Below are 20,880 nucleotides of genomic sequence, written 5' to 3'. Positions count from 1 at the left end.
ATCATATCGGGAGGTGCCCGGATTTAATCGATTAAGTGACTGTTCTGATTGTCGATTTTCCGCCCGGAGGGCTTGCTTGTTGGAAGTCGCTGGGTAGTTAGTGGACGCGCGGCAAACATGGTGGGCGCTGGCCTGGCAGACGCGGGCTTCCGGCAAGGAGACGACAGTGGACGAGATCGGCACGAGAAATCCTGATTGCGGAATCGAGACGACCGGCCTCGATGGCCTGTCGTCCGTGCGCTGGAACCTCGGCGAAGCGGAACTGATCGAAACCGCCATCCGCCGTGGCGAAGGCCGGCTTACGGCGCATGGCGCCTTCGTGGCGACCACCGGCAAGCACACCGGCCGCTCGGCCAAGGACAAGTTCATCGTCCGCGACGAGATGACCGACCCGGCCGTCTGGTGGGACAACAATGCCGCCATGGAGCCCGAGGCCTTCGAACGGCTGCGTGAGGATTTTCAGGCCGCGGCCGCCGGCCGTGATCTCTTCGTGCAGGATCTGATCGGCGGCGCGGACCCCGAGAACGCCATCCGCGTGCGCGTCGTCACGGAATATGCCTGGCACTCGCTGTTCATCCGCAATCTCCTGATCCGGCCGTCGCAGGACGAGCTGCGCGACTTCGTGCCGGAGATGACCATCATCGACCTGCCGTCCTTCCGCGCCGATCCCGAGCGCCACGGCTGCCGCACCGAGACCGTCATCGGCGTCGATCTGTCCCGCAAGATCGTGTTGATCGGTGGCACCTCCTATGCCGGCGAGATGAAGAAGTCGGTATTCACCGCGCTGAACTTCATCCTGCCCGAGAAGGGCGTGATGCCGATGCACTGCTCGGCCAATGTCGGGCCGGACGGCGACGGCGCCGTGTTCTTCGGCCTGTCGGGCACGGGCAAGACCACGCTCTCCGCCGACCCGCGCCGCACGCTGATCGGCGATGACGAGCATGGCTGGGGCGAAAACGGCATCTTCAACTTCGAGGGTGGCTGCTACGCCAAGACCATCCGCCTGTCGCCCGAGGCCGAGCCGGAAATCTTCGCGACCACCCGCCGCTTCGGCACCGTCCTGGAGAACGTCGTTCTCGACGAGAACCGCGTGCCCGATTTCGACGACGGATCGCTGACCGAGAACACCCGCGCCGCCTATCCGCTGCACTTCATCCCCAATGCCAGCGACACCGGCGTCGACGGCCATCCGCGCAACATCATCATGCTGACGGCCGACGCCTTCGGCGTGCTGCCGCCGATCGCCCGGCTGACCCCGGCCGAGGCCATGTACCACTTCCTGTCGGGCTACACCGCCAAGGTGGCGGGCACCGAAAAGGGCGTGACCGAGCCGGAGGCCACCTTTTCGACCTGCTTCGGCGCGCCGTTCATGCCGCGCCATCCGGCCGAATACGGCAATCTCCTCCGCGATCTCATCGCCCAGCATCAGGTCGATTGCTGGCTGGTCAACACCGGCTGGACCGGCGGCGCCTACGGCACCGGCCACCGCATGCCGATCAAGGTGACCCGCGCGCTGCTCTCGGCGGCGCTTGACGGCAGCCTGAAGGATGCCGAGTTCCGCGCCGATCCGAATTTCGGCTTCCAGGTGCCGGTCGCGGTGGAGGGGGTCGATACGACCATTCTCGATCCGCGCGCCACCTGGACGGACAAGGCCGCCTACGACGCGCAGGCAGCACGGCTGGTCTCGATGTTCCGGTCGAACTTCGCCAAGTTCGAGGATCACGTCGATGTCGAGGTGATGCAGGCGGCCCCGGCCCAGGCGCTCGCCGCCGAATAGCATCGTCGTTCCGTCGGCGTCGCCAGACTGCGTGGCGCCGGCGGGGACTCCAGCGATCTTCCGGAACCCATTCGCGCGCCGCCGCATTGCCGCCCGGAGCCGGCAGCGCTATCGATGCCCATCGGGACGCGGCCGCCGGTCGCAGACGGGGCAGGGCATGGCCGGCGATCACGATCTGATCATCAACGAGCGCGTGACGATTTCCGGCGGGGACCTGCAGGAGCAGTTCATCCGCGCCGGCGGACCGGGCGGACAGAACGTCAACAAGGTCTCGACCGCGGTCCAGTTGCGCTTTGCCGCCGCCCAGTCGGCCGCGCTCTATCCCGATACGTTGCGCCGGTTGCTGCGGCTCGCCGGGCAACGGGCGACCAAGGACGGCGACGTCCTGATCGAGGCGTCACGCTTCCGCAGCCAGGAGCGCAACCGCGAGGATGCGCGTGAGCGTCTGGCCGCGCTCATCCGCGAAGCGCTGAAGCCGCCCCTGCCGCCGCGGCGCAAGACCCGCCCCACCAAGGGCTCGGTCGAGCGGCGCCTGAAGGCCAAGAAGGGCCGCTCCCAGATCAAGAACCTGCGCGGACGGGTCGACGACTGAGCCGGCGAAACCCGGGGCCGGCCGGCACTTTACCGGTCAAGTTCGACTGACGCAGCCGTGATCGCATCTTTCGAAGCCGCGCGGCCCGACCCTTCGTATCTCCCGTATCCTCCTGACCGGGAGGAACCGAGATTTCCACGGAAATCCAAGTTTCACTGGGAGACTATTGATATGATCAAGACCCTTATCCGTTCGGCCGCCATCGCCTCGCTCGTTGCAGCAGGCACCGTCGGCTTCAGCGCCGGCAGCTTCGCGCAGGACATGCCGATGGTCGGCGGCGCCGAGATGAGCCCGGAAAAGACCATCGTCGAGAACGCTTCCGCCGCCTCCAACCTGACGACGCTGGTCGCCGCCGTGAAGGCCGCCGGTCTGGCCGAGACGCTCTCCGGCGAAGGCCCGTTCACCGTCTTCGCGCCGACCAACGAGGCCTTCGAGAAGCTGCCCGACGGCACCGTCGATGATCTCTTGAAGCCGGAGAACAAGGAAAAGCTGGCCAAGATCCTGACCTATCACGTGGTCCCGGCCAAGGCGTCGTCGGAAGCGGCGATGAAGATGATCGAGGATGATGGCGGCAAGCACCCGGCACCGACCGTCGCCGGCGAGAACATCACGCTCGGCATGGACGGCGACAACATCGTCGTCATGGACGCCGCCGGCAACACCGCAACGGTGATCCAGGCCGACGTCATGCAGTCGAACGGTGTCGTGCACGTTATCGACACGGTCCTGATGCCGTCCATGTAATCGGCTCCGGCGGGCCGCCGACCTTCCCCCGATTGCGGCGGTCCCGCCACCCGATCTCCCGCGCCGTCACCGGCGCGGGATATGTCGTCTGTCACTTCTGCGTAACAAGCTGGCATGCGATAGCGAAGCGAGCCATATCCGGTGAATGGCGGCGATCGGCAAGGGATCGCCGCGGCGCGCCCGCCGCGCGGATCACATCAGCCGGCCCACAGAAGGAGATGTCCCATGCGCAGACGAAACTTCCTGGCAAGCACGGCCGCCCTGGCAGTGACGGCGATCGGCGGAAGCCTGTTTTTCCGCGCCGGCGCCCACGCCAAGGACGAGACCTTCCCCGTTACCAGGACCGAGGAGGAGTGGCGCAAGCTCCTGACCCCGGACCAGTTCGCGGTGCTGCGCGAGGAGGCGACCGAACGGCCCTTCTCCAGCCAGCTGAACGACAACAAGAAGTCCGGTCTCTACGCCTGCGCCGGCTGCGACACGCCGGCCTATTCGTCCGAGACCAAGTTCGATTCCGGTACCGGCTGGCCGAGTTTCTGGGCCCCGCTGTCGGACGACGTGATCGGCACTCGCGAGGATTTCCGGCTGATCTACACGCGGACCGAAGTCCATTGCGCCACCTGCGGCGGCCATTTCGGCCATATCTTCGACGATGGCCCGGCACCGACCGGCAAGCGCCATTGCCTGAACGGCGTGGCGCTGAACTTCCGACCCGGTCCGACCACGGCCTCCTGACCGGTTCGTGGCGGATTGACGGAACGGCGGTTCGCGCGAGCGGGCCGCCGTTTTTCGTTTGGCAAGGAAGCGGTGCGACGATGCGGATCAACCGGCGAACCGGATGCGGAACGGCGAACGATTGAATGGAGCGGGGGGCGACGCCATATGGAGTGCATTGGCCGGAGCGGTGCCTGTCAGGGCCGCTGCCACCGAAAGTCGCTTTCCGAAGGACTTCACGACCGATGAGCCGAATGACGCCGTTTTCCAGCCCGTTGCTGCTTGGCTTCGACAGTGTCGAAAAGACGCTGGAGAGGATCGCCAAGGGCGGCGACGGATATCCGCCCTACAACATCGAACGCATCCGTCCGAAGCCGACCGACGCCAAGAGCGAGGACCTGATCCGCATCACCCTGGCGGTGGCGGGGTTCAGTCCAGAGGATCTGGAGGTCACGACGGAAGAGAACCAGTTGATGATCCGTGGTCGCCAGACCGACGATGCGGAGCGCGAATATCTGCATCGCGGCATCGCGGCGCGGCAATTCCAGAAATGCTTCCTGCTCGCGGACGGCATGCGGATCACCGGCGCAACCCTGAAGAACGGCCTCCTGCTCGTGGATCTGGCCAAGCCGGAACCCGAGCGAGTCGTCAAGAAGATCCAGATCGCGGTCGCCGACTGACCCGAACTGCCTACGTTTGCCTAGAAAGGAGACGTCCCATGACCCATGACATCGCTTCGACCATGAGCGAGACCGACCTCGCGGCCGTTGGCGAGGGACACCTCGCCTATCTGCGCCGCATGTCCTCCGACGACATGCGCGCCCGTTTCCCGGCTGCCAAGTCGATCGAGCCGGGCCTGAACCTGTGGGCGCTGTTCTCCGCCGACGGCACGCCGCTGGCAGTCTCCGACGACCGCGGCAGCATCCTGGCGAGCGCCGACGAGAACGAGCTGCAGACCGTCAGCACCCACTGACAGCAGCGCGTCACGCTGAAAACCAAGAAGGCGGGTCTGCATGTGCAGGCCCGCCTTTTTGTTGTCGAGGATAAAAGCCGGAGCTGCCCGGTTCAGGCGGCGTTCTGGGTCGCGGCCGCCGTCATCAGCGAATAGATCGAGCCGGCATCCCGCGAGCCGCGGATATTGGCCACGGTGTCCGGATTGCGCAGCAGCCGGGCCACCTTGGACAGGGCCTTCAGATGGTCGGCGCCCGAACCTTCGGGCGCCAGAAGCAGGAAGACGAGATCCACCGGCTGATCGTCGAGAGCGTCGAACTCCACCGGACGGCTGAGGCGCGCGAACACCCCCACGATCCGGTCGAGCGTCGGCAGCTTGCCATGCGGGATGGCGATGCCGTTGCCGACGCCCGTCGAGCCCAGCTTCTCGCGCTGCAGGATCGTCTCGAAGATCTCGCGCTCGGTGAGTCCGGTGATCTCCGCGGCCTTCTCGGCCAATTCCTGAAGCACCTGCTTCTTGGAATTGGCTCGCAAGCCGGGCAGAATCGCCGCCGGTTCGATGAGCGTTTCGAAGTCCATCGCTGCGATGCCTTATCCTGCGTAGCGCGTGAATGTGAGCGCCGAACCTTGTGTGGCGCTCACGCCCGCTCTGCGTAGGTCGACGGATCAACCCAGCCGTAATTGCCGTCCGCACGCCTGAACACGAGATTCAGGTCGCCGGACTTGGCATTGCGGAACACCACCACCGGGCTGTCCTGGCGGTCGAGTTCCATCACCGCGCCGGCGACCGACAGGGTGCCGACCTTCAGCGTGGTTTCGGCGATGATCGCCGGGGAGAAGTCCTCGGGAAGTTCCTCTTCCTCTTCCGGGATCGCCGCCATCACCGAATAGGCCATGTCGCGATGCTCGGTCGAGGACGCCTTGTGGTCCTTCAGGCGCCGCTTGTAGCGGCGCAGCCGCTTCTCGATCCGCTCGGCGGCCTCGGCGAAGCTCACATCCGGCTCGTGGGCCTGGCCCGCCGCCTGGAAGACGACACCGGTATCGAGATGCACCACGCAGTCGGTCGAGAAACGCGAACCGTTCTTCGACACGACGACCGTGCCGGAAAAATTTCCGTCGAAATATTTGTCGACCGCTTCGTTCAGACGATCACCGATCCGCGTGCGGAACGCGTCGCCGATGTCCATGTGCTTTCCCGAAATACGCAGTGTCATGGCTGGAAACTCCCTTGCAATGACAGTTGACCCGGTTTCGTGAACCGGTCGACAGAAACGCGCCGGGCCGGAGTTGGATGCCGTCCGGTCGTCGCAATTGCGGGATGAGCGGGCATCTTGCCCTCCGGGCTCGAGAAGTGGCGCCTTCTAGGGAGGATCGCCTGGAGTGTCAACGCAGCCCCGACGGACCCGTCGCAGGCACCTGCGCAGGGGTCTCGTCGGGCCGGTGAGTCCGTGGGGCGAACCGCCATCAGGAGGCCAGCCGCCGTGCGTTCATCTCGCGTCGACGCTGGATCGAAGAGGGAATGCCGAGCGCCTCGCGATACTTGGCCACGGTGCGGCGTGCCAGATCGATGCCTTCCTTCTTCAAGATGGCGGCGATGTCGTCGTCGGACATCACCTTGCCCTGGCTTTCTGCATCGATCAGCAGCTTGATGCGGTGCTTCACGCTTTCGGCCGAATGGGCGTCGCCGCCATTGGCCGAGGCGATCGCCACGGTGAAGAAGAAGCGCATCTCGAAGGTGCCGCGGGGCGTGGCGATGAACTTGGTCGCCGTCACCCGGCTGACGGTCGATTCGTGCATGCCGATCGCCTCGGCGACGGCCATCAGCGTCATCGGCTTCAATCCGCCGATGCCGTGGGTCAGGAAGCCGTCCTGCCGCCGCACGATCTCGCTGGCGACCTTGACGATGGTCTTGGCCCGCTGGTCGAGCGCCCGCACCAGCCAGTTGGCCGATTGCTGGCATTCGCCGATGAAGGCGCGGTCGTCGTCGGACAAGCCGCCGCTGCGCACGGTGCGCAGATAATTGTTGTCGACGAGCACCCGGGGCAGGGCGTCGGGATTGAGTTCCACCTGCCAGCCGCCGTCCGGCGCTTCGGTGACGAGGACGTCGGGCACGATCGACTCGAAGCCCTCGTGGTCGAAGGCGTGGCCGGGCTTGGGGTCGAGGCCCCGGATCTCGGCCAGGATGTCCATCAAGCCGGATTCGTCCTCGCCGGTCAGCCGCCTCAGCGCCGCGAAGTCCCGTCGCGCGAGAAGGTCGAGATTGTCGATCACGGCGGCGATGACCGGGTCGAAGCGGTTGCGGCGGCGCAGCTGGATGGCGAGGCATTCGGCAAGGTCGCGGGCGAACAGGCCGGCCGGCGTCGCTTCGCTCTGGATGGTCGTCAGCACCGCCTCGACCTCGGTGACCGTCACGCCGAGATCGGTGGCAAGCTGGTCGCAGGACAGGCGCAGATAGCCGCTCTCGTCGAGATGCTCGACCATCGCTTCGCCGATCTTCTGGGCGGGGCCGGCCGACACTGCGTCGCGCACCTCCGAAAGGGCATGGGCGTTGAGCGACGGCCGCCGCTCGGCCAGATCCTCGACGCTGAAATCATGATCGGAGGCCGCGATGCGGCCTTCGCCGCGGGCAATAGGGGCGGTTCGCTCCGGCCGGTCGCCGGCGTCCTCGCGCCCGGCAAAGCCGCTCTCGAAGGCCGCGCTGTCGCTTTCCGAGCCGGTGATCTGCGTGCCAGCGGCCGCTTCTTCGCGAGGCTGGAGCAGCACGGGCGAATCGGTCGGTGTGTCCATCTCCGCACCCGGGCGGCCGGAGGCCTCCGCGGTGCCCGCGGCAAGCAGCGGATTTCGCTCCATTTCGCCGTCGACATAGGCCGCCAGCTCGACATTGGAGTACTGCAGCAGCCGAATCGATTGCAGCAGCTGGGGCGTCATCACCAGCGATTGCGATTGCCGCATCTGCAGTTTGGCGGAAAGAGCCATGGACGCCGAGACACTCCCCAGTGCGGACTGCTGGTGGGGACGATTGGCGCCCCCGGTCGGGACCGCATCGATCACGCGGCCCGTTACCGGCCATCAAAGCGGCTTGCCGCATTCGTTGTCAATGTGAGTTCGATCGCGCCACGGCGTCGCGCGGCGCGGTTGCGGCGTGCGATTGCGCGCGTCCCGGTGGTTCCGGAATCGACGGCCCGTCGACCGGCGCAATCGCCGGGAGGCGGTTGCGCAGAGATTGTGCAGGGACCGGCTAGAAGCTGAATTCGTCGCCGAGATAGAACCGGCGCACATCCGGATTGTCGACGATTTCCTGCGGCTTGCCGTGGGTCAGCACCGCGCCGGCATGCATGATGTAGGCGCGGTCGATCAGACCCAGCGTCTCGCGCACATTGTGGTCGGTGACGAGCACGCCGATGCCGCGTTTGGTCAGATGCCGGACCAGTTGCTGGATGTCGGAGACGGCGATCGGATCGACGCCGGCGAAAGGCTCGTCCAGCAGCATGAAGGTGGGTTTCGAGGCGAGGGCCCGGGCGATCTCGCAGCGCCGCCGCTCGCCGCCCGACAGCGAGGTCGAGGCCTGCTTGCGCAGATGATCGATGTGGAACTCGCTGAGCAGCGCCGTCAGTTCCTCTTCGCGCACGTCGCGATCCGGCTCCACCACCTCGAGCACGGCGCGGATGTTGTCCTCGACCGACAGGCCGCGAAAGATCGACGCTTCCTGGGGCAGATAGCCGATGCCGAGCCGCGAGCGCCGATACATCGGCACGGTCGTGATGTCGTGGCCGTCGAGCATGATGCGGCCCTGATCGACGGGCACGAGCCCGGTGATCATGTAGAAGCAGGTGGTCTTGCCCGCGCCGTTCGGGCCGAGCAGGCCGACCGCCTCGCCGCGCCGGACCAGCAGGCCGACATCGTCGACGACCCGTCGGCCGCGATAGCTCTTGGTCAGGCCGGCGGCCGCCAGCGTGCCCTCGGCCGCATCCGGATGGAGACCTTCAAGGTCGCCCATCCCGTGCGGCAGGCCATAGGTCGGCGCGGCCGGGTGCGGGCCCGGCTCGGCATGGGCCATGGCCGCGGTGGCGGGCTGACGTTTCAACGCCAGCCTCAATTCGTTGCCTGCCCGGCGCCGGGCGTCAGCATCAGCCGCACGCGGCCGCCGGTCTCGGCACTGCCGTCGCAGGCGCTTTCCAGCCGGGCGAGCCCGGTGTCCATCTGGATGGTGAGCCGGCAACCCTCGGCGACGTTCTGGCCCTGGGTGAGAACGACATTGCCGCGCATCACCACGATCTGGGTCCCCATGTCGAAATCGGCCTGGTCGGCCGTGGCGACCTGATCGGCCGACTTCACATAGACCTTCTCGCTGGCTTCCAGCCGCTCGATCTGGTTCGAGCCGCCCGGCAGGCCGCCGCCACCGGCGGGCTGGCTGCCGCCGGTCTCGTCCTTCTTGTAGGTGACGACGAGACGGCCGGTGCGCAGCTCCGTCTCGCCCTGTTCGACCTGGACGTTGCCGGTGAAGGTCGCGACCGCCTTCGCGTCGTCGACGACCAGCTGGTTCGATTCGATGGAGATCGGCTGGTCGCCGTCGACCTGCAGGCCTCCGAAACTCTTGCCGAGGCCGGGTTCGGTCTGCTGCGCCTTGGCAGGCGCCAGCGCACCGAGCGCAAGCCCGACGAGGAGGACGGCGCCGGCGATGTTCGCGCTGCGGGGAATGATGCTTGGCATGAACTACTCGCTGGTTGACGCTTGTTGCAGGGCTTGCGACGACTTGTCCGGGCGCAGCAACATCTTCACCCGTCCGCCGAAGGTAATGACGTCGCCGCCATTTGTCAGGTTCAGGGAGCTCGCCTCGATGGTCTGTTCCGGGGTTTCGATCCGGACCGGACCCTTGCCTTGCAAGGCGCCGCTGGCAATGTCGATGTCGGCCGCCGCCAGGCTGATGGTAATCCCGTTGGTGGTCTCGACCCGCACGCCGCCGTCGAGGGCGAGGGTTTCCGCGTTCGGATCGTATTTGCCGGAGGCGGCCTCGATATTGGCCGATGTCTCGTCGTCGATGGCGATCTTGGCGGCGATCGTCTCCAGATCGACGCCGCCGCCACCCAGTGCCTGGATCGCCCGTTCCGCGACCAGCTCATAGGGGCGGTTCTTGCCGTCGATTCCCGACATCCGCGGATCCTGCATCACGATGCGACCGTCCTCGATGGAGGTGCCGGTGACGGAGAAATCCTCCGGCAGGCTGCGCGCCACCCAGGTCACGGCAATGCCGCCGACGACGATGATCGCGGCGAGGGCCGGCAAACCGATCTTCAGAATGCGCACGAGCCGCGAATGCCGCCGGGCCCGCGCGAATTCGTGCGAGGCCCGTGACGCGGGAGGTGTGCGGGCGCGATCCCCGAGCTGGGCCGCACGCAACTGGGGATGGTCGCTGTCTACCATCGATTTCGTCCTCTGCGTGCCATCGCTCCCTGCCTGCCGTTGCGGCGCCGCGAGGGCGGTTCGCGCATCCTGCACAGCAATACGGGGTTTTTGCGTCCGGCCGAGATACGCGTCCAGCAGTATCCGTAAAATGTGAATTGTTCGTATGCCGGGACGCCGGTCGCCGCCATATGGGGACGGTCCGGCGGGCCGTCGAGGCATACCGGCCGCCGGATCGCGGCGTTGCGCCCGGAAAACCGATTCCATCTTCACAAGTGATGCTGTAACCCTCGCGGCGCGGGCGACTGGGCGTCCGCTCGCACGGAGAGCACCATGTCCGCGATCGAGGATCTGATCGACCGTCGCCGGCTGCGCCGCAAGCTCAGTTTCTGGCGCGTCGCCGCCATCGTGATCGTCGCCATTGCCATCGCTGCGGGCGCCTACGCCCTGTCGGCCGACCGCATGGCGACTTCCAAGGACCAGATTGCCCGCGTCTCGATCGAGGGGATGATCCTCGAGGACCAGAAGCTGCTCGACCTTCTCGATCGGCTGAAGGACGAGGACGCCGTGAAGGCGGTGGTCCTGCGCATCGATTCCCCGGGCGGCACGACGGTCGGCGGCGAATCCATCTACGAGGCGGTGCGGGCTATCGCCGAAGTGAAGCCCGTGGCGGCCGAAGTCGGCACGCTGGCGGCCTCGGCCGGCTACATGATCGCCTCGGGCGCCGATCACATCGTGGCCCGTCGCACCTCCATCGTCGGCTCGATCGGCGTCATCTTCCAGTATGTCGATGCCTCGCAGCTTCTCGAGACGGTCGGGGTCGAGGTCAATGCCATCAAGTCGGCGCCGCTGAAGGCGGAGCCGTCGCCCTTCGCACCCGCCCCGGAGGCGGCCAAGGAGATGATCAACCGGCTGGTGATGGACACCTACGAATGGTTCGTCGCGCTGGTCGCCGAGCGTCGCGACATGAGCATGGCGGAGGCAAAAGCCCTTGCCGACGGTTCGATCTTCAGCGGCCAGCAGGGCCTGAAGAACCGGCTGGTCGACGCACTGGGCGGCGAGAACGAGGTGCGCCGCTGGTTCGAAGAGGACCGCGGCATTGCCAGGGATCTGGTCATCGTCGACCGCGAGCCCAAGGATGACGGCTTCGACTTCTCGATGTTCGCCGGTGCCCGGGCGGCGATCTACGGCGTTTTCGGCCTCGATCCCCGGTCGGGCTCGCTGACCACCGCCGTGCTTCGCAAGGCCGGTCACCTTGACGGTCTCGTGTCGCTCTGGCAGCCTTTGGGCGGTGCGTCCTCGCTGCGTTAAGTGGCGGAAACAACTGGATTGTCGCGCACTGCCCACCGTTCCGATTGGGGTCGAGCGGAGACGGGCATCTCAAACCGTGCTCAGGGGGAGCAGTCGCTTGATCAAGTCGGAACTCGTGCAGGCCATCGCCACGCGTAATCCACATCTCTACCAGCGCGACGTGGAAACGATCGTCAACGCGATCTTCGACGAGATCACCGGCGCGCTGTGCGAATCCAACCGGGTCGAGCTGCGCGGCTTCGGCGCCTTCTCGGTCAAGCATCGCCCGCCGCGCTCGGGCCGCAATCCGCGCACCGGCGAGGCGGTCGCCGTCGAAGAGAAATGGGTGCCGTTCTTCAAGGCCGGCAAGGAACTGCGCGAGCGCCTCAACGCCGACTGATGCGGCGTTCGGTCGGCGGAACCTCGTGGGGGCGAGGGCGATCCGCTGACAGAAACCGTACAGGTTAGACCGGGGCGATCCGTGTCTCGCTGCCGCGACTGGCCGGGCGGCGCCTCCGGTCGGCGCGCGCCGAGGCTGCCGGGTGATTGACGCGAACCGGCGGTGGCCCATCTTCAGTCACTGGCAATGGCCTGCATCGACCGGGAGATCGATTCCGTTCGATCCGGGCGCACGACAAAACAGCATCTGGGGCGACGTCTGATGATCTCGAAAATCCTGTCCTTCATCATTCTCGTGCCGATCGCGATCGTGCTGATCGTCTTCTGCGTGGCCAACCGGCAGGCGGTTCCGGTCTCGCTCGACCCGATCGGCACCCTGCCGCAGCTCGCCTTCTCGGCGCCGCTCTTCATCCTGCTTCTGGGCGCGGTGATCCTCGGCGTGGTGCTCGGCGGCATCGGCACCTGGCTGACCCAGTCCCATTACCGGCGCAAATCCTGGAAGCGGAAATACGAGGTCGAGCGCTTGCGCCGCGAGGCGAGCGAGAACGAGGCCAAGCTGCGTCATCTTCAGGAAGAGCGCGCCAAGGCCTCCGGCACGTCGACCACGCTGGTCACCTCCCGCGCCGCCTGATCGGGCGGCGACCGTCGGCGCATGCGAGGCCGATCGAAATCAGCCTCGCCATTGTCCCGTGCGAAGTCGGGCCTGATCGCCCCTCAGACGGCCTCGGTCGTGCCTTCCGCGGAACTGGCTCGCCCCGACACCTTCTCGGCGAAGCAGTCGAAGAACTGGCCGGCCAGCTTCTTGGCGGTGGAATCGATCAGCCGGCCGCCGAGCTGGGCGATCTTGCCGCCGACCTGCGCCTTGACGTCGTAGGTGAGGATCGTCTCGTCGCCGTCTTCGGCGAGATGCACGTCGGCGCCGCCCTTGGCGAAGCCGGCGATCCCGCCCTTGCCTTCGCCGACGATCGAATAGCTCTGCGGAGCCTCGATGTTCTCCAGCCGGACCTGACCCTCGAACTTCGCCTTCACCGGGCCGATCTTGGTCACCACCGTCGCGGCCATCTCGTTCTCGCCGGTCATCTCCAGGCTCTGGCAGCCGGGAATGCAGTCGCGCAGAACGTCGGTGTCGTTCAGCGCCGCCCACACTGCTTCGCGCCGGGCCGGGAGCCGGTATTCGCCCTTGAGATCCATCGACAGTTCCTCCCTGGTGGGTGGGGCGTGCGAAGGCCCCGTCAGCTTGATGCCGTCCTTAACGACCACGTTTTGCATCGCTTTGCCAAGATGGGGCGGAACCGCTAAGGAGCGCGTTTACACAAACAGGCAGGGAGGCTCGTCTTGGCGCGAGCACGGCGGATGGGCCGCAAGGCCGCGGCAAAATCGGGCTCCGCGCAGGTCAAGGACACCGGCGCCGGACGGCAGCGCACGCGCGCGCCATCGCCCGCCGGTCAGACGGCCGAGGCTAAGGCCCCGCGCGTCGAGCCGCCTGCGGTGACCCGGCTGGACCTGCCGGCGCCGACGGGCGAACGGCCGCCGGAATCCGGCCCGCTGATCCTGACGGTGGCGGCGACGCCTGACTATGCGCTGCTGGATTCAGGGCGCGGCGAGAAGCTCGAGCGCTACGGACCGCTGCTGGTGCGCCGTCCGGAGAACCAGGCGATATGGGAGCCGCGCGATCCGGCCCGGTGGCAGGATGCCGACGCCGAGTTCACCGGCGACACGGACGAGGAAGGCACCGGCCGCTGGCGTTTCCCGAAGGAGCCGCTCGGCGAGACATGGCCGCTGACCTATGACGGGCTGTCCTATCAGGGTCGCTTCACCTCGTTCCGCCATGTCGGCGTGTTTCCCGAGCAGGCGGCCCACTGGTCCTTCGCCGAGGACGCGATCCGCAAGGCCAACCGCGCGCGCCAGACGCCGGTCCGGCTGCTCAACATGTTCGGCTATACCGGTGTCGCCTCGCTGGTGGCGGCCCGGGCCGGAGCCGATGTGACCCATGTCGACGCCTCCAAGAAGGCGATCGGCTGGGCGCGCGAGAACCAGGAGATGGCCGGGCTCGGCGACAGGCCGGTCCGCTGGATCTGCGAGGACGCCGTCCGCTATGCCGAGCGCGAGATCAAGCGCGGCAGCCAGTACGACGCGATCCTGCTCGATCCGCCGAAATTCGGCCGCGGTCCCAAGGGCGAGGTCTGGCAGCTCTTCGAGGATCTGCCGTATCTGTTGTCGCTGACCCGGGCGCTGCTGTCCGATAAGCCGCTCTTCGTGATCCTCACCGCTTATTCCATCCGCGCCTCGTTCTATTCCCTGTCGGCGCTGATGGGGGAGACCATGCGCGGTCTCGGCGGCGACCTCGCATCCGGCGAACTCGTCATTCGCGAGGACGGCGCCGAGCCGCGGGTCCTGTCCACATCCCTGTTTTCCCGCTGGAGTGCCCCCGATGTCTGACCGCTCGCGCCCGCCCGAGACCGGTGACGGCCGGCATTTTGCCCCGACCCGCGCCCCCGGTCGGGTCAAGGAGGTGTCCAGCGTCTCCAACCCCATCGTCAAGGACATCCGAGCGCTGGCCCAGAAGCGCCATCGCGACGAGACTGGCCTGTTCCTCGCGGAAGGGCTGAAGCTCGTCGGCGACGCGCTCGACGCGGGCTGGGAGATCCAGACGCTGGTCATCGCCCGTGCCGCCGCCGGGCACGAATTCCTGGAGAAGACCGCCGCGCGGACCGTATCGCTGGGCGGCGACGTCCTTGAAGCCAACGCCAAGGTGCTGGAGGCGATCACCCGCCGCGACAATCCGCAGAATGCCGTCGGCGTGTTCCGTCGCCGGCTGACGCCGCTGGCCAAGCTCGACGTGTCGGGCCGCAATGTCATCGTCGCGCTCGACCGCGTCCGCGATCCGGGCAATCTCGGCACGGTCCTCAGAACTGCCGATGCCGCGGGGGCGTCGGGCGTCGTCCTGATCGGCGAGACGGTCGATCCGTTCTCGCTGGAAACCGTGCGGGCGACCATGGGCTCGATCTTCGCCGTGCCGCTGGCCAAGGCGAGCGAGGCCGAGTTCCTGGAATGGCGCAAGGGCTTTTCCGGCCTCGTCGCCGGCACCCACATGGAAGGCGTCGTCGACTACCGCAAACCCGAATACGGCGCCCAGCCGACGATCCTGCTGATGGGCAACGAGCAGGCCGGCCTGACGCCGTCGCTCGCGCGCAGCTGCGACGTGCTGGTGCGCATTCCCCAGTCCGGCCGCGCCGACAGCCTCAATCTGGCGGTCGCGACGGGCGTGATGCTGTTCGAGGCGCGGCGTGGAGCGCTGACGCTGTGAGCCGCAACCTCGTTCTGTTCAACATCCTGATCGTCGTGCTGGCCGTCATGGCGGACCAGATGATCAAGGCGCTCGTGGTCGCCAATATGGCCCTCGGCGAGGCGATCGAGTTGCTGCCGTTCCTGGCGATCTACCACGCCCGCAACGATGGCATCGCCTTCTCGATGTTCTCCGGGGTGGGCGATGTCGGGCTCGCCGCTCTGGCCGGCGTGGTTCTGGTCGTGGTGATGATCCTCTGGATCAAAACCCCGGCGGACCGGCGGCTGACCCATTTCGGCCTCGCCATCATCGTCGGCGGCGCGATCGGCAATCTCATCGACCGCGTCCTGCTCGGCTATGTGGTCGACTACGTCTATTTCCACACGCCGGTCTGGGCCTTCGCCATCTTCAACCTGGCCGATGCCTGCATCACCGTCGGGGCGATGGTGATCCTCTTCGACGAGTTCGTGCTGCAGCCGCGCCGCGATCGGGCGAAGGCCGGGACGGACGGCGCCGCCGATTGACAACCCCGACGTGCGCCCTTTGTCAGATAAGGCAGGGCGAGCGATCACAGGGAACGGAAAGAGCGCAGGATGAGCGAGACATTCCGGGCGATCCGCGTATCGCGGGACGAGGCAAAGAAGCAGTCGGTCGATATCGTCGAGATGTCGGTGGACGAGCTGATGGACGGCGACGTGGACGTCGCGGTCGAGGCCACGACGGTCAATTACAAGGACGGGCTGGCAATCACCGGCCGGGGCCCGGTGGTCCGCCGCTGGCCCCTGATCCCCGGGATCGACCTCGCCGGGACTGTGCTGCGCTCCACCCATGCCGACTGGAAGGAGGGCGACAAGGTCGTCCTCAACGGCTGGGGTGTCGGAGAAACCCATCACGGCGCCTTTGCCGGGCGGGCACGGCTGAACGGCGACTGGCTGGTGCCGCTGCCGGAGAACTTCTCGGCCAAGGACGCCATGGCGATCGGCACCGCCGGCTACACCGCCATGCTGTCGGTTATGGCGCTGGAAGATGCTGGCCTGCGCCCCCAGGCCGGACCGGTGGTCGTCACCGGTGCCTCCGGGGGTGTCGGCTCGGTCGCGGTCGCGCTGCTGTCGAAGCTTGGCTGGACCGTCATCGCCTCGACCGGTCGCCCGGCGGAAGCCGGCTGGTTGCGTGATCTGGGCGCGAGCGAGATCATCGACCGTGCCGAACTGTCGGAGCCGGGCAAGCCGCTGGCCAAGGAGCGCTGGGCCGGCGGCGTCGATGCGGTCGGCAGCCACACCCTCGCCAACGTCCTGGCGGCGACCCGTTACGGCGGTGTCGTCACCTGTTGCGGCCTCGCCCAGGGAATGGATCTGCCGGCATCGGTGGCGCCTTTCATCCTGCGCGGGGTTTCGCTGCTCGGCATCGATTCCGTCATGGCGCCGAAACTGCGGCGGATGCAGGCCTGGAAGCGGCTGGCCGAGGATCTCGATCCGGCCAAGCTGCGAGCGATCGCGACCGATATCGACTTTGATGGTATCGTGGAGGCCGCGGGTAAGATCATCGACGGCCAGATCCGCGGGCGTGTCGTCGTCGACATGAGTTGATAAGGGGCCGCGGCGACGCCATTTTCGGCGGATCGCCGCGCCGTTGGACGGTCCGACGGCAGAGGCGACGGGTGGTCAAAACCGCGCAGTTTGTCCCGGGAGGATGCCTTCGGGCGTATCCTCAAGGCGCGAGAGAGGTGACGGGCGAGGGCGCCGGTCATCAAAACGTCGCCGAAGCTTTGTACCGCGTGGATGGCATGGGGATCGAGGGAGAGTTGCGATGACCGTGGACGGGACCCGACATGTATCCGCCGTGACCCCGCGTCCTGCGGCGTTCGATTTCGGCAATGTCGCCCTTCGCTTCGTACCCGCCAAGATGCGCCGGGTGCCGATCAGCTTCGACCCCGCGACCCCGATCCTCGGCCGCATCGGCGAACTCGAGGTGCGGCTCGCGCGCAGCTCGGCCGAGGTCAAGGCGGCGCAGCAGCTGCGCTATCGCGTCTTCTACGAGGAGATGAGCGCCCAGCCGTCGAAATTCCAGAAGATGACGCGGCGCGACAGCGACGGTTTCGATCGCTATTGCGACCATCTTCTGGTGATCGATCACAAGCGCGGCGGCTCGACGACCAATCGGATCGTCGGCACCTACCGCCTGATGCGGGCGGAGATGGCGGAACTGGCCGGTGGATTCTATACGGCGCAGGAATTCGACATCGCGCCGATGATTGCCCGCCATTCCGGCAAGCGCTTTCTCGAACTCGGACGCTCCTGCGTCCTCAAGGACTATCGCGGCAAGCGCACCGTCGAACTGCTCTGGCAGGGGATCTGGAGCTATGTCCTCGCCCACGACATCGACGTGTTGTTCGGCTGCGCCTCGCTGGCCGGAACCGACACCAAGGCGCTGGCGCTCCCGCTGGCCTTCCTGAAGCAGAACGCCCCGGCCCCGGCCGAATGGGCCGTGCGCGCCCATGCCCATCGCGGCACGTTCTTCCCGGACATGGGCGAGATCGCCGACATGCGATCGGCGCTGGCGCAGATGCCGCCGCTCCTGAAGGGCTATCTCCGCCTCGGCGGCTATATCGGGGAAGGGGCAGTGGTCGACCACCAGTTCGGCACCACCGACGTTCTCGTCGTGCTGCCGCGCGAACGGATCAATCCGCGCTATATCGGCCATTACGGCGCCGATGCGGGCCGCTTCGCCGCCTGAGCGGCGGCCCCGGGCCCTCGTGTCTTGCCGCCGCGTTCCGGCGGCGGGAGGCTGCTACTCGCCGATCCGCACGATGCTGCGGGTCTTCAGGTCGACGATGACCGGCTGGCCGGCATAGTAGAAATAGGCAAAGCTCGTATTGCCGTTGGCCTGCTGCAGGTTGACGCTTGCCGGCACCGAATCGCCGAGCGCCGGGGGGCGCTGCATCTGGGCGTTGTCCGACGGATGCGACAGCGCGTATTGCAGCACATTGACCTTTTCGTCGCTGCCCTGCGCGGCGGCGCCCAGCGTCATCGCCAGGAGAGCTGCGACTGCGATCTGCATGGTGTTCGGCATGACTCGACTTCCTCAGGCGATGGCCTGCCGGGTACGATCGGCAGGTGAACGGCATTGTCACGGAGCGGCAGCGCCCGCAGACGCCGATCCGTGCCCCGTCAGCCGACGGTGACATCTTCGGCCGAGTGATCTCCGCCTGCAAGATGCCCGAACTAGCATGCCTTCGATGAACGCAGGCTGACAATCCGCAAATGGCCCGAACCGGTCGGCGCTACAACGCACCGAGGGGTGAACGCATTGGTGCCGGGGGCGCATCCGATCCGCCCCGGCCCGTCGTGTCGATCAGCCGATCGCGTCATAGGCGGCGATGGCCGCCATGTTGACGATGTCGGAATCCCGGGCACCGAGCGAGACGATCTGCACCGGCCGCTCGAGCCCGACCAGCAGCGGTCCGATCACCTTGGATCCGCCGAGCTCCTGCAGCATCTTGGTGGCGATCGAGGCCGAGTGGAAGGCCGGCATGACCAGGACGTTGGCCGGGCCGGACAGGCGGCAGAACGGGTACTGCTCCATGATCTCGGCATTCAGCGCCACGTCGGCGTTCATTTCGCCATCATACTCGAAATCGACATTCCGGCTGTCGAGGATGCGGACCGCATCCTGCACCTTCTGCGCCCGGTCTCCCGGCGGATTGCCGAAGGTCGAATAGGCCAGCATCGCCACCCGCGGCTCGTAGCCCATCTTACGGGCCATGGCCGCGGCCTCCACCGCGATGTCGGCCAGTTCCTCGGCATTCGGCATGTCGTGCACCGCCGTGTCGGCGACCAGCACGGTGCGCCCGCGGCACAGGGCGATGGAGACGCCGATCATGCAATGGCCCGGCTCGACATCGAGAACGCGGGTCACGTCCGCAAGCACCGTCTGGTAGTTGCGCGTCACGCCCGACACCATCGCGTCGGCATCGCCGGTGGCGACCATGGCGCTGGCGAAATGGTTGCGGTCGTTGCGCATCATCCGCACGCAGTCGCGATGCAGATAGCCCTTGCGCTGTAGCCGGCTGTAGAGAAGGTCGGTATAGGCCTCCACCCGGTTGGACAGCCGCGCATTGATGATCTCCAGCCCCGGCCGTTCGAGGTCGATGCCGGCCTCGCGGGCGGTCTCGCGCATCTCGGCCTCGCGGCCGAGCAGGATCGCGGTGCCCAGATTCTGGTTCACATAGGCGAGGGCAGCCCGCATCACCTGCGGCTCCTCACCCTCGGCGAAGACGACGCGCTTGGGTTCCCGGCGCACGCCGTCATAGATGCGCTGCAGGGTCGAGACGATCGGGTCGCGGCGCGAGCGCAGCTCCTTGTCATAGGCCTCGAAATCGCCGATCGCGCGGCGGGCGACGCCGGTGTCCATGGCGGCCTTCGCCACGGCCTGCGGGATCGCCGAGATCAGCCGCGGATCGAACGGCACCGGGATGATGTAGCGCGGCCCGAATTGCGGGCGCTGGCCGCGATAGGCGGCCACGACGTCGTCGGGCACGTCCTCGCGGGCGAGCGCCGCCAGCGCTTCGGCCGCCGCGACCTTCATCTCCTCGTTGATGGTCGTGGCCCGCACGTCCAGCGCGCCGCGGAAGATGTAGGGAAAGCCGAGGACGTTGTTGACCTGGTTGGGATAGTCCGACCGGCCCGTCGCCATGATCGCGTCGGAGCGGATCTCGGCGACCTCCTCGGGGGTGATCTCCGGATCGGGGTTGGCCATGGCAAAGATCACCGGGTTCTTGGCCATCGAGGCGACCATCGCCGGCGTCAGCGCGCCCTTGGCCGACAGGCCGAAAACCACGTCGGCGCCGTCCATCGCCTCGGCGAGGGTGCGCAGGTCGGTGTCCACCGCATGAGCCGATTTCCACTGGTTCATGCCGCTTTCGCGGCCGCGATGGATGACGCCCTTGGTGTCGCAGACGATGATGTTGCGGGCGGCAAAGCCCATCGCCTTCAAAAGGTCGACGCAGGCGATCGCCGCCGAGCCGGCGCCGTTGACCACCAGCCGTGTCGAGGTCAGGTCGCGGCCGGTCAGGTGCAGCGCGTTGATCAGGCCGGCGGCGGCGATGATCGCGGTACCGTGCTGGTCGTCATGGAACACCGGGATGTCCATGAGCTCGCGCAGCCGCTCCTCGATGACGAAGCAGTCGGGCGCCCGGATGTCTTCCAGATTGATGCCGCCGAAGGACGGCCCCAAAAGCCGCACGCAGTTGATGAACTCCTCGACATTCTCCGTGTCGACCTCCAGGTCGATGGAATCGACGTCGGCGAAGCGCTTGAACAGCACGGCCTTGCCTTCCATCACCGGCTTGGAGGCCAGCGCGCCGAGATTGCCGAGGCCGAGAATCGCCGTGCCGTTGGAGATGACGGCGACCATGTTGCCGCGGGCGGTGTAGTCGAAGGCCGTTTCCGGGTCCTCGGCGATCTTGCGGACCGGAACCGCGACGCCCGGTGAATAGGCCAGCGACAGGTCACGCTGGGTCGCCATCGGCTTGGTCGGGTTGATCTCGAGCTTGCCGGGACGGCCTTGCGAGTGGAAGTCCAGGGCTTCCTGGTCGGTCACGGATGGCGGACGCTGGCCCGGTTTATCAAGCATGCTGGTGCCCCTCCCTTTGGGATTGTTGGTGTCTCCTCTTCCATCGCGATACCCGCAAAGCTATGCCAAGGGAAGCTTGGCGGCCGGCGCGGGACGTGT

At 66.8% G+C, this 20,880-nt stretch carries 23 protein-coding genes; 14 read left to right on the top strand and 9 right to left on the bottom strand.

Features of this window, described 5'->3' with window-relative positions; genetic code table 11:
* The first annotated feature begins 166 nt into the window (after window positions 1-166).
* The 6 genes from H9Q09_RS03745 to H9Q09_RS03720 all read left to right on the top strand — a co-directional run bounded on the left by H9Q09_RS03745 (window position 167) and on the right by H9Q09_RS03720 (window position 4,797).
* The gene (locus H9Q09_RS03745) at window positions 167-1,777 is read left to right on the top strand and encodes a phosphoenolpyruvate carboxykinase (protein ID WP_187389933.1); all 1,611 of its coding nucleotides are present in this window, start codon (window positions 167-169) and stop codon (window positions 1,775-1,777) included.
* Between the two features lie 157 nt (window positions 1,778-1,934).
* Entirely contained in the window at window positions 1,935-2,369 is a 435-nt protein-coding gene (gene arfB / locus H9Q09_RS03740; protein WP_009211073.1) for an alternative ribosome rescue aminoacyl-tRNA hydrolase ArfB, read from the top strand.
* 171 nt (window positions 2,370-2,540) lie between these two features.
* Window positions 2,541-3,113 (top strand): fasciclin domain-containing protein, encoded by a 573-nt coding sequence (locus H9Q09_RS03735; RefSeq protein ID WP_009211072.1) that lies wholly within the window; start codon window positions 2,541-2,543, stop codon window positions 3,111-3,113.
* Window positions 3,114-3,338: 225 nt separating this feature from the next.
* Window positions 3,339-3,845, top strand: a complete 507-nt coding sequence (msrB, locus tag H9Q09_RS03730; RefSeq protein ID WP_024349476.1) for a peptide-methionine (R)-S-oxide reductase MsrB — start codon at window positions 3,339-3,341, stop codon at window positions 3,843-3,845.
* Between the two features lie 224 nt (window positions 3,846-4,069).
* On the top strand, window positions 4,070-4,504 hold the full coding sequence (locus H9Q09_RS03725) for an Hsp20 family protein (RefSeq protein ID WP_024349477.1): 435 nt from the start codon (window positions 4,070-4,072) through the stop codon (window positions 4,502-4,504).
* 38 nt (window positions 4,505-4,542) lie between these two features.
* A complete protein-coding gene (locus H9Q09_RS03720) occupies window positions 4,543-4,797 on the top strand; it encodes a DUF1150 domain-containing protein (protein ID WP_024349478.1) in 255 nt (84 codons plus the stop codon).
* 92 nt (window positions 4,798-4,889) lie between these two features.
* On the opposite strand, the gene ptsN is transcribed toward H9Q09_RS03720, so the two are convergent.
* The 6 genes from ptsN to lptC form a co-directional block, all read right to left on the bottom strand.
* On the bottom strand, window positions 4,890-5,354 hold the full coding sequence (gene ptsN / locus H9Q09_RS03715) for a PTS IIA-like nitrogen regulatory protein PtsN (RefSeq protein ID WP_009211069.1): 465 nt from the start codon (window positions 5,352-5,354) through the stop codon (window positions 4,890-4,892).
* A 59-nt stretch (window positions 5,355-5,413) separates the two neighbouring features.
* Entirely contained in the window at window positions 5,414-5,989 is a 576-nt protein-coding gene (gene raiA / locus H9Q09_RS03710; protein WP_024349479.1) for a ribosome-associated translation inhibitor RaiA, read from the bottom strand.
* Window positions 5,990-6,239: 250 nt separating this feature from the next.
* Complete coding sequence (gene rpoN, locus H9Q09_RS03705; protein WP_187389932.1) at window positions 6,240-7,751, bottom strand: RNA polymerase factor sigma-54; 1,512 nt, start codon at window positions 7,749-7,751, stop codon at window positions 6,240-6,242.
* Window positions 7,752-8,013: 262 nt separating this feature from the next.
* Window positions 8,014-8,772 carry an LPS export ABC transporter ATP-binding protein gene (gene lptB / locus H9Q09_RS03700; RefSeq protein ID WP_024349481.1) on the bottom strand — a complete coding sequence of 253 codons (759 nt, stop codon included), beginning with the start codon at window positions 8,770-8,772 and terminating at the stop codon, window positions 8,014-8,016.
* Window positions 8,773-8,867: 95 nt separating this feature from the next.
* On the bottom strand, window positions 8,868-9,485 hold the full coding sequence (locus H9Q09_RS03695) for an LptA/OstA family protein (protein ID WP_187389931.1): 618 nt from the start codon (window positions 9,483-9,485) through the stop codon (window positions 8,868-8,870).
* A 3-nt stretch (window positions 9,486-9,488) separates the two neighbouring features.
* Window positions 9,489-10,442, bottom strand: a complete 954-nt coding sequence (lptC, locus tag H9Q09_RS03690) for an LPS export ABC transporter periplasmic protein LptC (protein ID WP_246715986.1) — start codon at window positions 10,440-10,442, stop codon at window positions 9,489-9,491.
* Between the two features lie 66 nt (window positions 10,443-10,508).
* Between lptC and sppA the strand changes: the two genes are divergently transcribed.
* The 3 genes from sppA to H9Q09_RS03675 all read left to right on the top strand — a co-directional run bounded on the left by sppA (window position 10,509) and on the right by H9Q09_RS03675 (window position 12,495).
* A complete protein-coding gene (sppA, locus tag H9Q09_RS03685) occupies window positions 10,509-11,486 on the top strand; it encodes a signal peptide peptidase SppA (RefSeq protein ID WP_187389930.1) in 978 nt (325 codons plus the stop codon).
* A 97-nt stretch (window positions 11,487-11,583) separates the two neighbouring features.
* Complete coding sequence (locus tag H9Q09_RS03680; RefSeq protein ID WP_009211062.1) at window positions 11,584-11,865, top strand: integration host factor subunit beta; 282 nt, start codon at window positions 11,584-11,586, stop codon at window positions 11,863-11,865.
* Between the two features lie 261 nt (window positions 11,866-12,126).
* On the top strand, window positions 12,127-12,495 hold the full coding sequence (locus H9Q09_RS03675) for a LapA family protein (RefSeq protein ID WP_187389929.1): 369 nt from the start codon (window positions 12,127-12,129) through the stop codon (window positions 12,493-12,495).
* Window positions 12,496-12,578: 83 nt separating this feature from the next.
* Here the strand turns inward: H9Q09_RS03675 and H9Q09_RS03670 are convergent, their stop codons facing one another.
* Window positions 12,579-13,055: a carbon monoxide dehydrogenase subunit G gene (locus H9Q09_RS03670; RefSeq protein WP_187390140.1), complete on the bottom strand. Its 477-nt coding sequence runs from the start codon at window positions 13,053-13,055 to the stop codon at window positions 12,579-12,581.
* Between the two features lie 162 nt (window positions 13,056-13,217).
* Here H9Q09_RS03670 and H9Q09_RS03665 point away from each other — a divergent pair, with 162 nt between their 5' ends.
* From H9Q09_RS03665 to H9Q09_RS03645, 5 genes are all read left to right on the top strand, one after another.
* On the top strand, window positions 13,218-14,303 hold the full coding sequence (locus H9Q09_RS03665) for a class I SAM-dependent methyltransferase (protein ID WP_187390139.1): 1,086 nt from the start codon (window positions 13,218-13,220) through the stop codon (window positions 14,301-14,303).
* Window positions 14,296-15,171 (top strand): RNA methyltransferase, encoded by an 876-nt coding sequence (locus tag H9Q09_RS03660; RefSeq protein ID WP_187389928.1) that lies wholly within the window; start codon window positions 14,296-14,298, stop codon window positions 15,169-15,171. Before H9Q09_RS03665 ends, H9Q09_RS03660 begins: the two co-directional genes overlap by 8 nt.
* Entirely contained in the window at window positions 15,168-15,674 is a 507-nt protein-coding gene (gene lspA, locus H9Q09_RS03655; protein WP_024349488.1) for a signal peptidase II, read from the top strand. Before H9Q09_RS03660 ends, lspA begins: the two co-directional genes overlap by 4 nt.
* Window positions 15,675-15,743: 69 nt before the next feature.
* Window positions 15,744-16,736 (top strand): MDR family oxidoreductase, encoded by a 993-nt coding sequence (locus tag H9Q09_RS03650; protein ID WP_187389927.1) that lies wholly within the window; start codon window positions 15,744-15,746, stop codon window positions 16,734-16,736.
* A gap of 316 nt (window positions 16,737-17,052) precedes the next feature.
* The gene (locus tag H9Q09_RS03645) at window positions 17,053-17,883 is read left to right on the top strand and encodes a GNAT family N-acetyltransferase (RefSeq protein ID WP_246716002.1); all 831 of its coding nucleotides are present in this window, start codon (window positions 17,053-17,055) and stop codon (window positions 17,881-17,883) included.
* Between the two features lie 54 nt (window positions 17,884-17,937).
* On the opposite strand, the gene H9Q09_RS03640 is transcribed toward H9Q09_RS03645, so the two are convergent.
* Window positions 17,938-18,219 (bottom strand): hypothetical protein, encoded by a 282-nt coding sequence (locus H9Q09_RS03640; RefSeq protein WP_024349491.1) that lies wholly within the window; start codon window positions 18,217-18,219, stop codon window positions 17,938-17,940.
* 282 nt (window positions 18,220-18,501) lie between these two features.
* Entirely contained in the window at window positions 18,502-20,781 is a 2,280-nt protein-coding gene (locus H9Q09_RS03635) for an NADP-dependent malic enzyme (RefSeq protein ID WP_187389925.1), read from the bottom strand.
* Window positions 20,782-20,880 lie beyond the last annotated feature (99 nt).

Origin of the sequence: Aurantimonas sp. DM33-3, from assembly GCF_014334315.1 — a bacterium.
In the GTDB taxonomy this organism is placed as follows: domain Bacteria; phylum Pseudomonadota; class Alphaproteobacteria; order Rhizobiales; family Rhizobiaceae; genus Aurantimonas; species Aurantimonas coralicida.
Note: the sequence above shows the minus strand (reverse complement) of the source record. Positions and strands in the feature narration are given on the sequence as shown.

What these genes read in the sequence shown, in the direction of transcription:
- H9Q09_RS03645 (WP_246716002.1), top strand. Translation starts at nt 17,053, where the DNA reads ATGCGCCGGGTGCCGATCAGCTTCGACCCCGCGACCCCGATCCTCGGC.
- H9Q09_RS03660 (WP_187389928.1), top strand. Translation starts at nt 14,296, where the DNA reads ATGTCTGACCGCTCGCGCCCGCCCGAGACCGGTGACGGCCGGCATTTT.
- H9Q09_RS03695 (WP_187389931.1), bottom strand. Translation starts at nt 9,485, where the DNA reads ATGCCAAGCATCATTCCCCGCAGCGCGAACATCGCCGGCGCCGTCCTC.
- H9Q09_RS03735 (WP_009211072.1), top strand. Translation starts at nt 2,541, where the DNA reads ATGATCAAGACCCTTATCCGTTCGGCCGCCATCGCCTCGCTCGTTGCA.
- ptsN (WP_009211069.1), bottom strand. Translation starts at nt 5,354, where the DNA reads ATGGACTTCGAAACGCTCATCGAACCGGCGGCGATTCTGCCCGGCTTG.
- lptC (WP_246715986.1), bottom strand. Translation starts at nt 10,442, where the DNA reads ATGGAATCGGTTTTCCGGGCGCAACGCCGCGATCCGGCGGCCGGTATG.
- H9Q09_RS03640 (WP_024349491.1), bottom strand. Translation starts at nt 18,219, where the DNA reads ATGCCGAACACCATGCAGATCGCAGTCGCAGCTCTCCTGGCGATGACG.
- arfB (WP_009211073.1), top strand. Translation starts at nt 1,935, where the DNA reads ATGGCCGGCGATCACGATCTGATCATCAACGAGCGCGTGACGATTTCC.
- H9Q09_RS03635 (WP_187389925.1), bottom strand. Translation starts at nt 20,781, where the DNA reads ATGCTTGATAAACCGGGCCAGCGTCCGCCATCCGTGACCGACCAGGAA.
- H9Q09_RS03675 (WP_187389929.1), top strand. Translation starts at nt 12,127, where the DNA reads ATGATCTCGAAAATCCTGTCCTTCATCATTCTCGTGCCGATCGCGATC.
- H9Q09_RS03665 (WP_187390139.1), top strand. Translation starts at nt 13,218, where the DNA reads ATGGGCCGCAAGGCCGCGGCAAAATCGGGCTCCGCGCAGGTCAAGGAC.
- sppA (WP_187389930.1), top strand. Translation starts at nt 10,509, where the DNA reads ATGTCCGCGATCGAGGATCTGATCGACCGTCGCCGGCTGCGCCGCAAG.
- H9Q09_RS03670 (WP_187390140.1), bottom strand. Translation starts at nt 13,055, where the DNA reads ATGGATCTCAAGGGCGAATACCGGCTCCCGGCCCGGCGCGAAGCAGTG.
- msrB (WP_024349476.1), top strand. Translation starts at nt 3,339, where the DNA reads ATGCGCAGACGAAACTTCCTGGCAAGCACGGCCGCCCTGGCAGTGACG.
- H9Q09_RS03720 (WP_024349478.1), top strand. Translation starts at nt 4,543, where the DNA reads ATGACCCATGACATCGCTTCGACCATGAGCGAGACCGACCTCGCGGCC.
- H9Q09_RS03725 (WP_024349477.1), top strand. Translation starts at nt 4,070, where the DNA reads ATGAGCCGAATGACGCCGTTTTCCAGCCCGTTGCTGCTTGGCTTCGAC.
- H9Q09_RS03650 (WP_187389927.1), top strand. Translation starts at nt 15,744, where the DNA reads ATGAGCGAGACATTCCGGGCGATCCGCGTATCGCGGGACGAGGCAAAG.
- rpoN (WP_187389932.1), bottom strand. Translation starts at nt 7,751, where the DNA reads ATGGCTCTTTCCGCCAAACTGCAGATGCGGCAATCGCAATCGCTGGTG.
- raiA (WP_024349479.1), bottom strand. Translation starts at nt 5,989, where the DNA reads ATGACACTGCGTATTTCGGGAAAGCACATGGACATCGGCGACGCGTTC.
- lptB (WP_024349481.1), bottom strand. Translation starts at nt 8,772, where the DNA reads ATGGGCGACCTTGAAGGTCTCCATCCGGATGCGGCCGAGGGCACGCTG.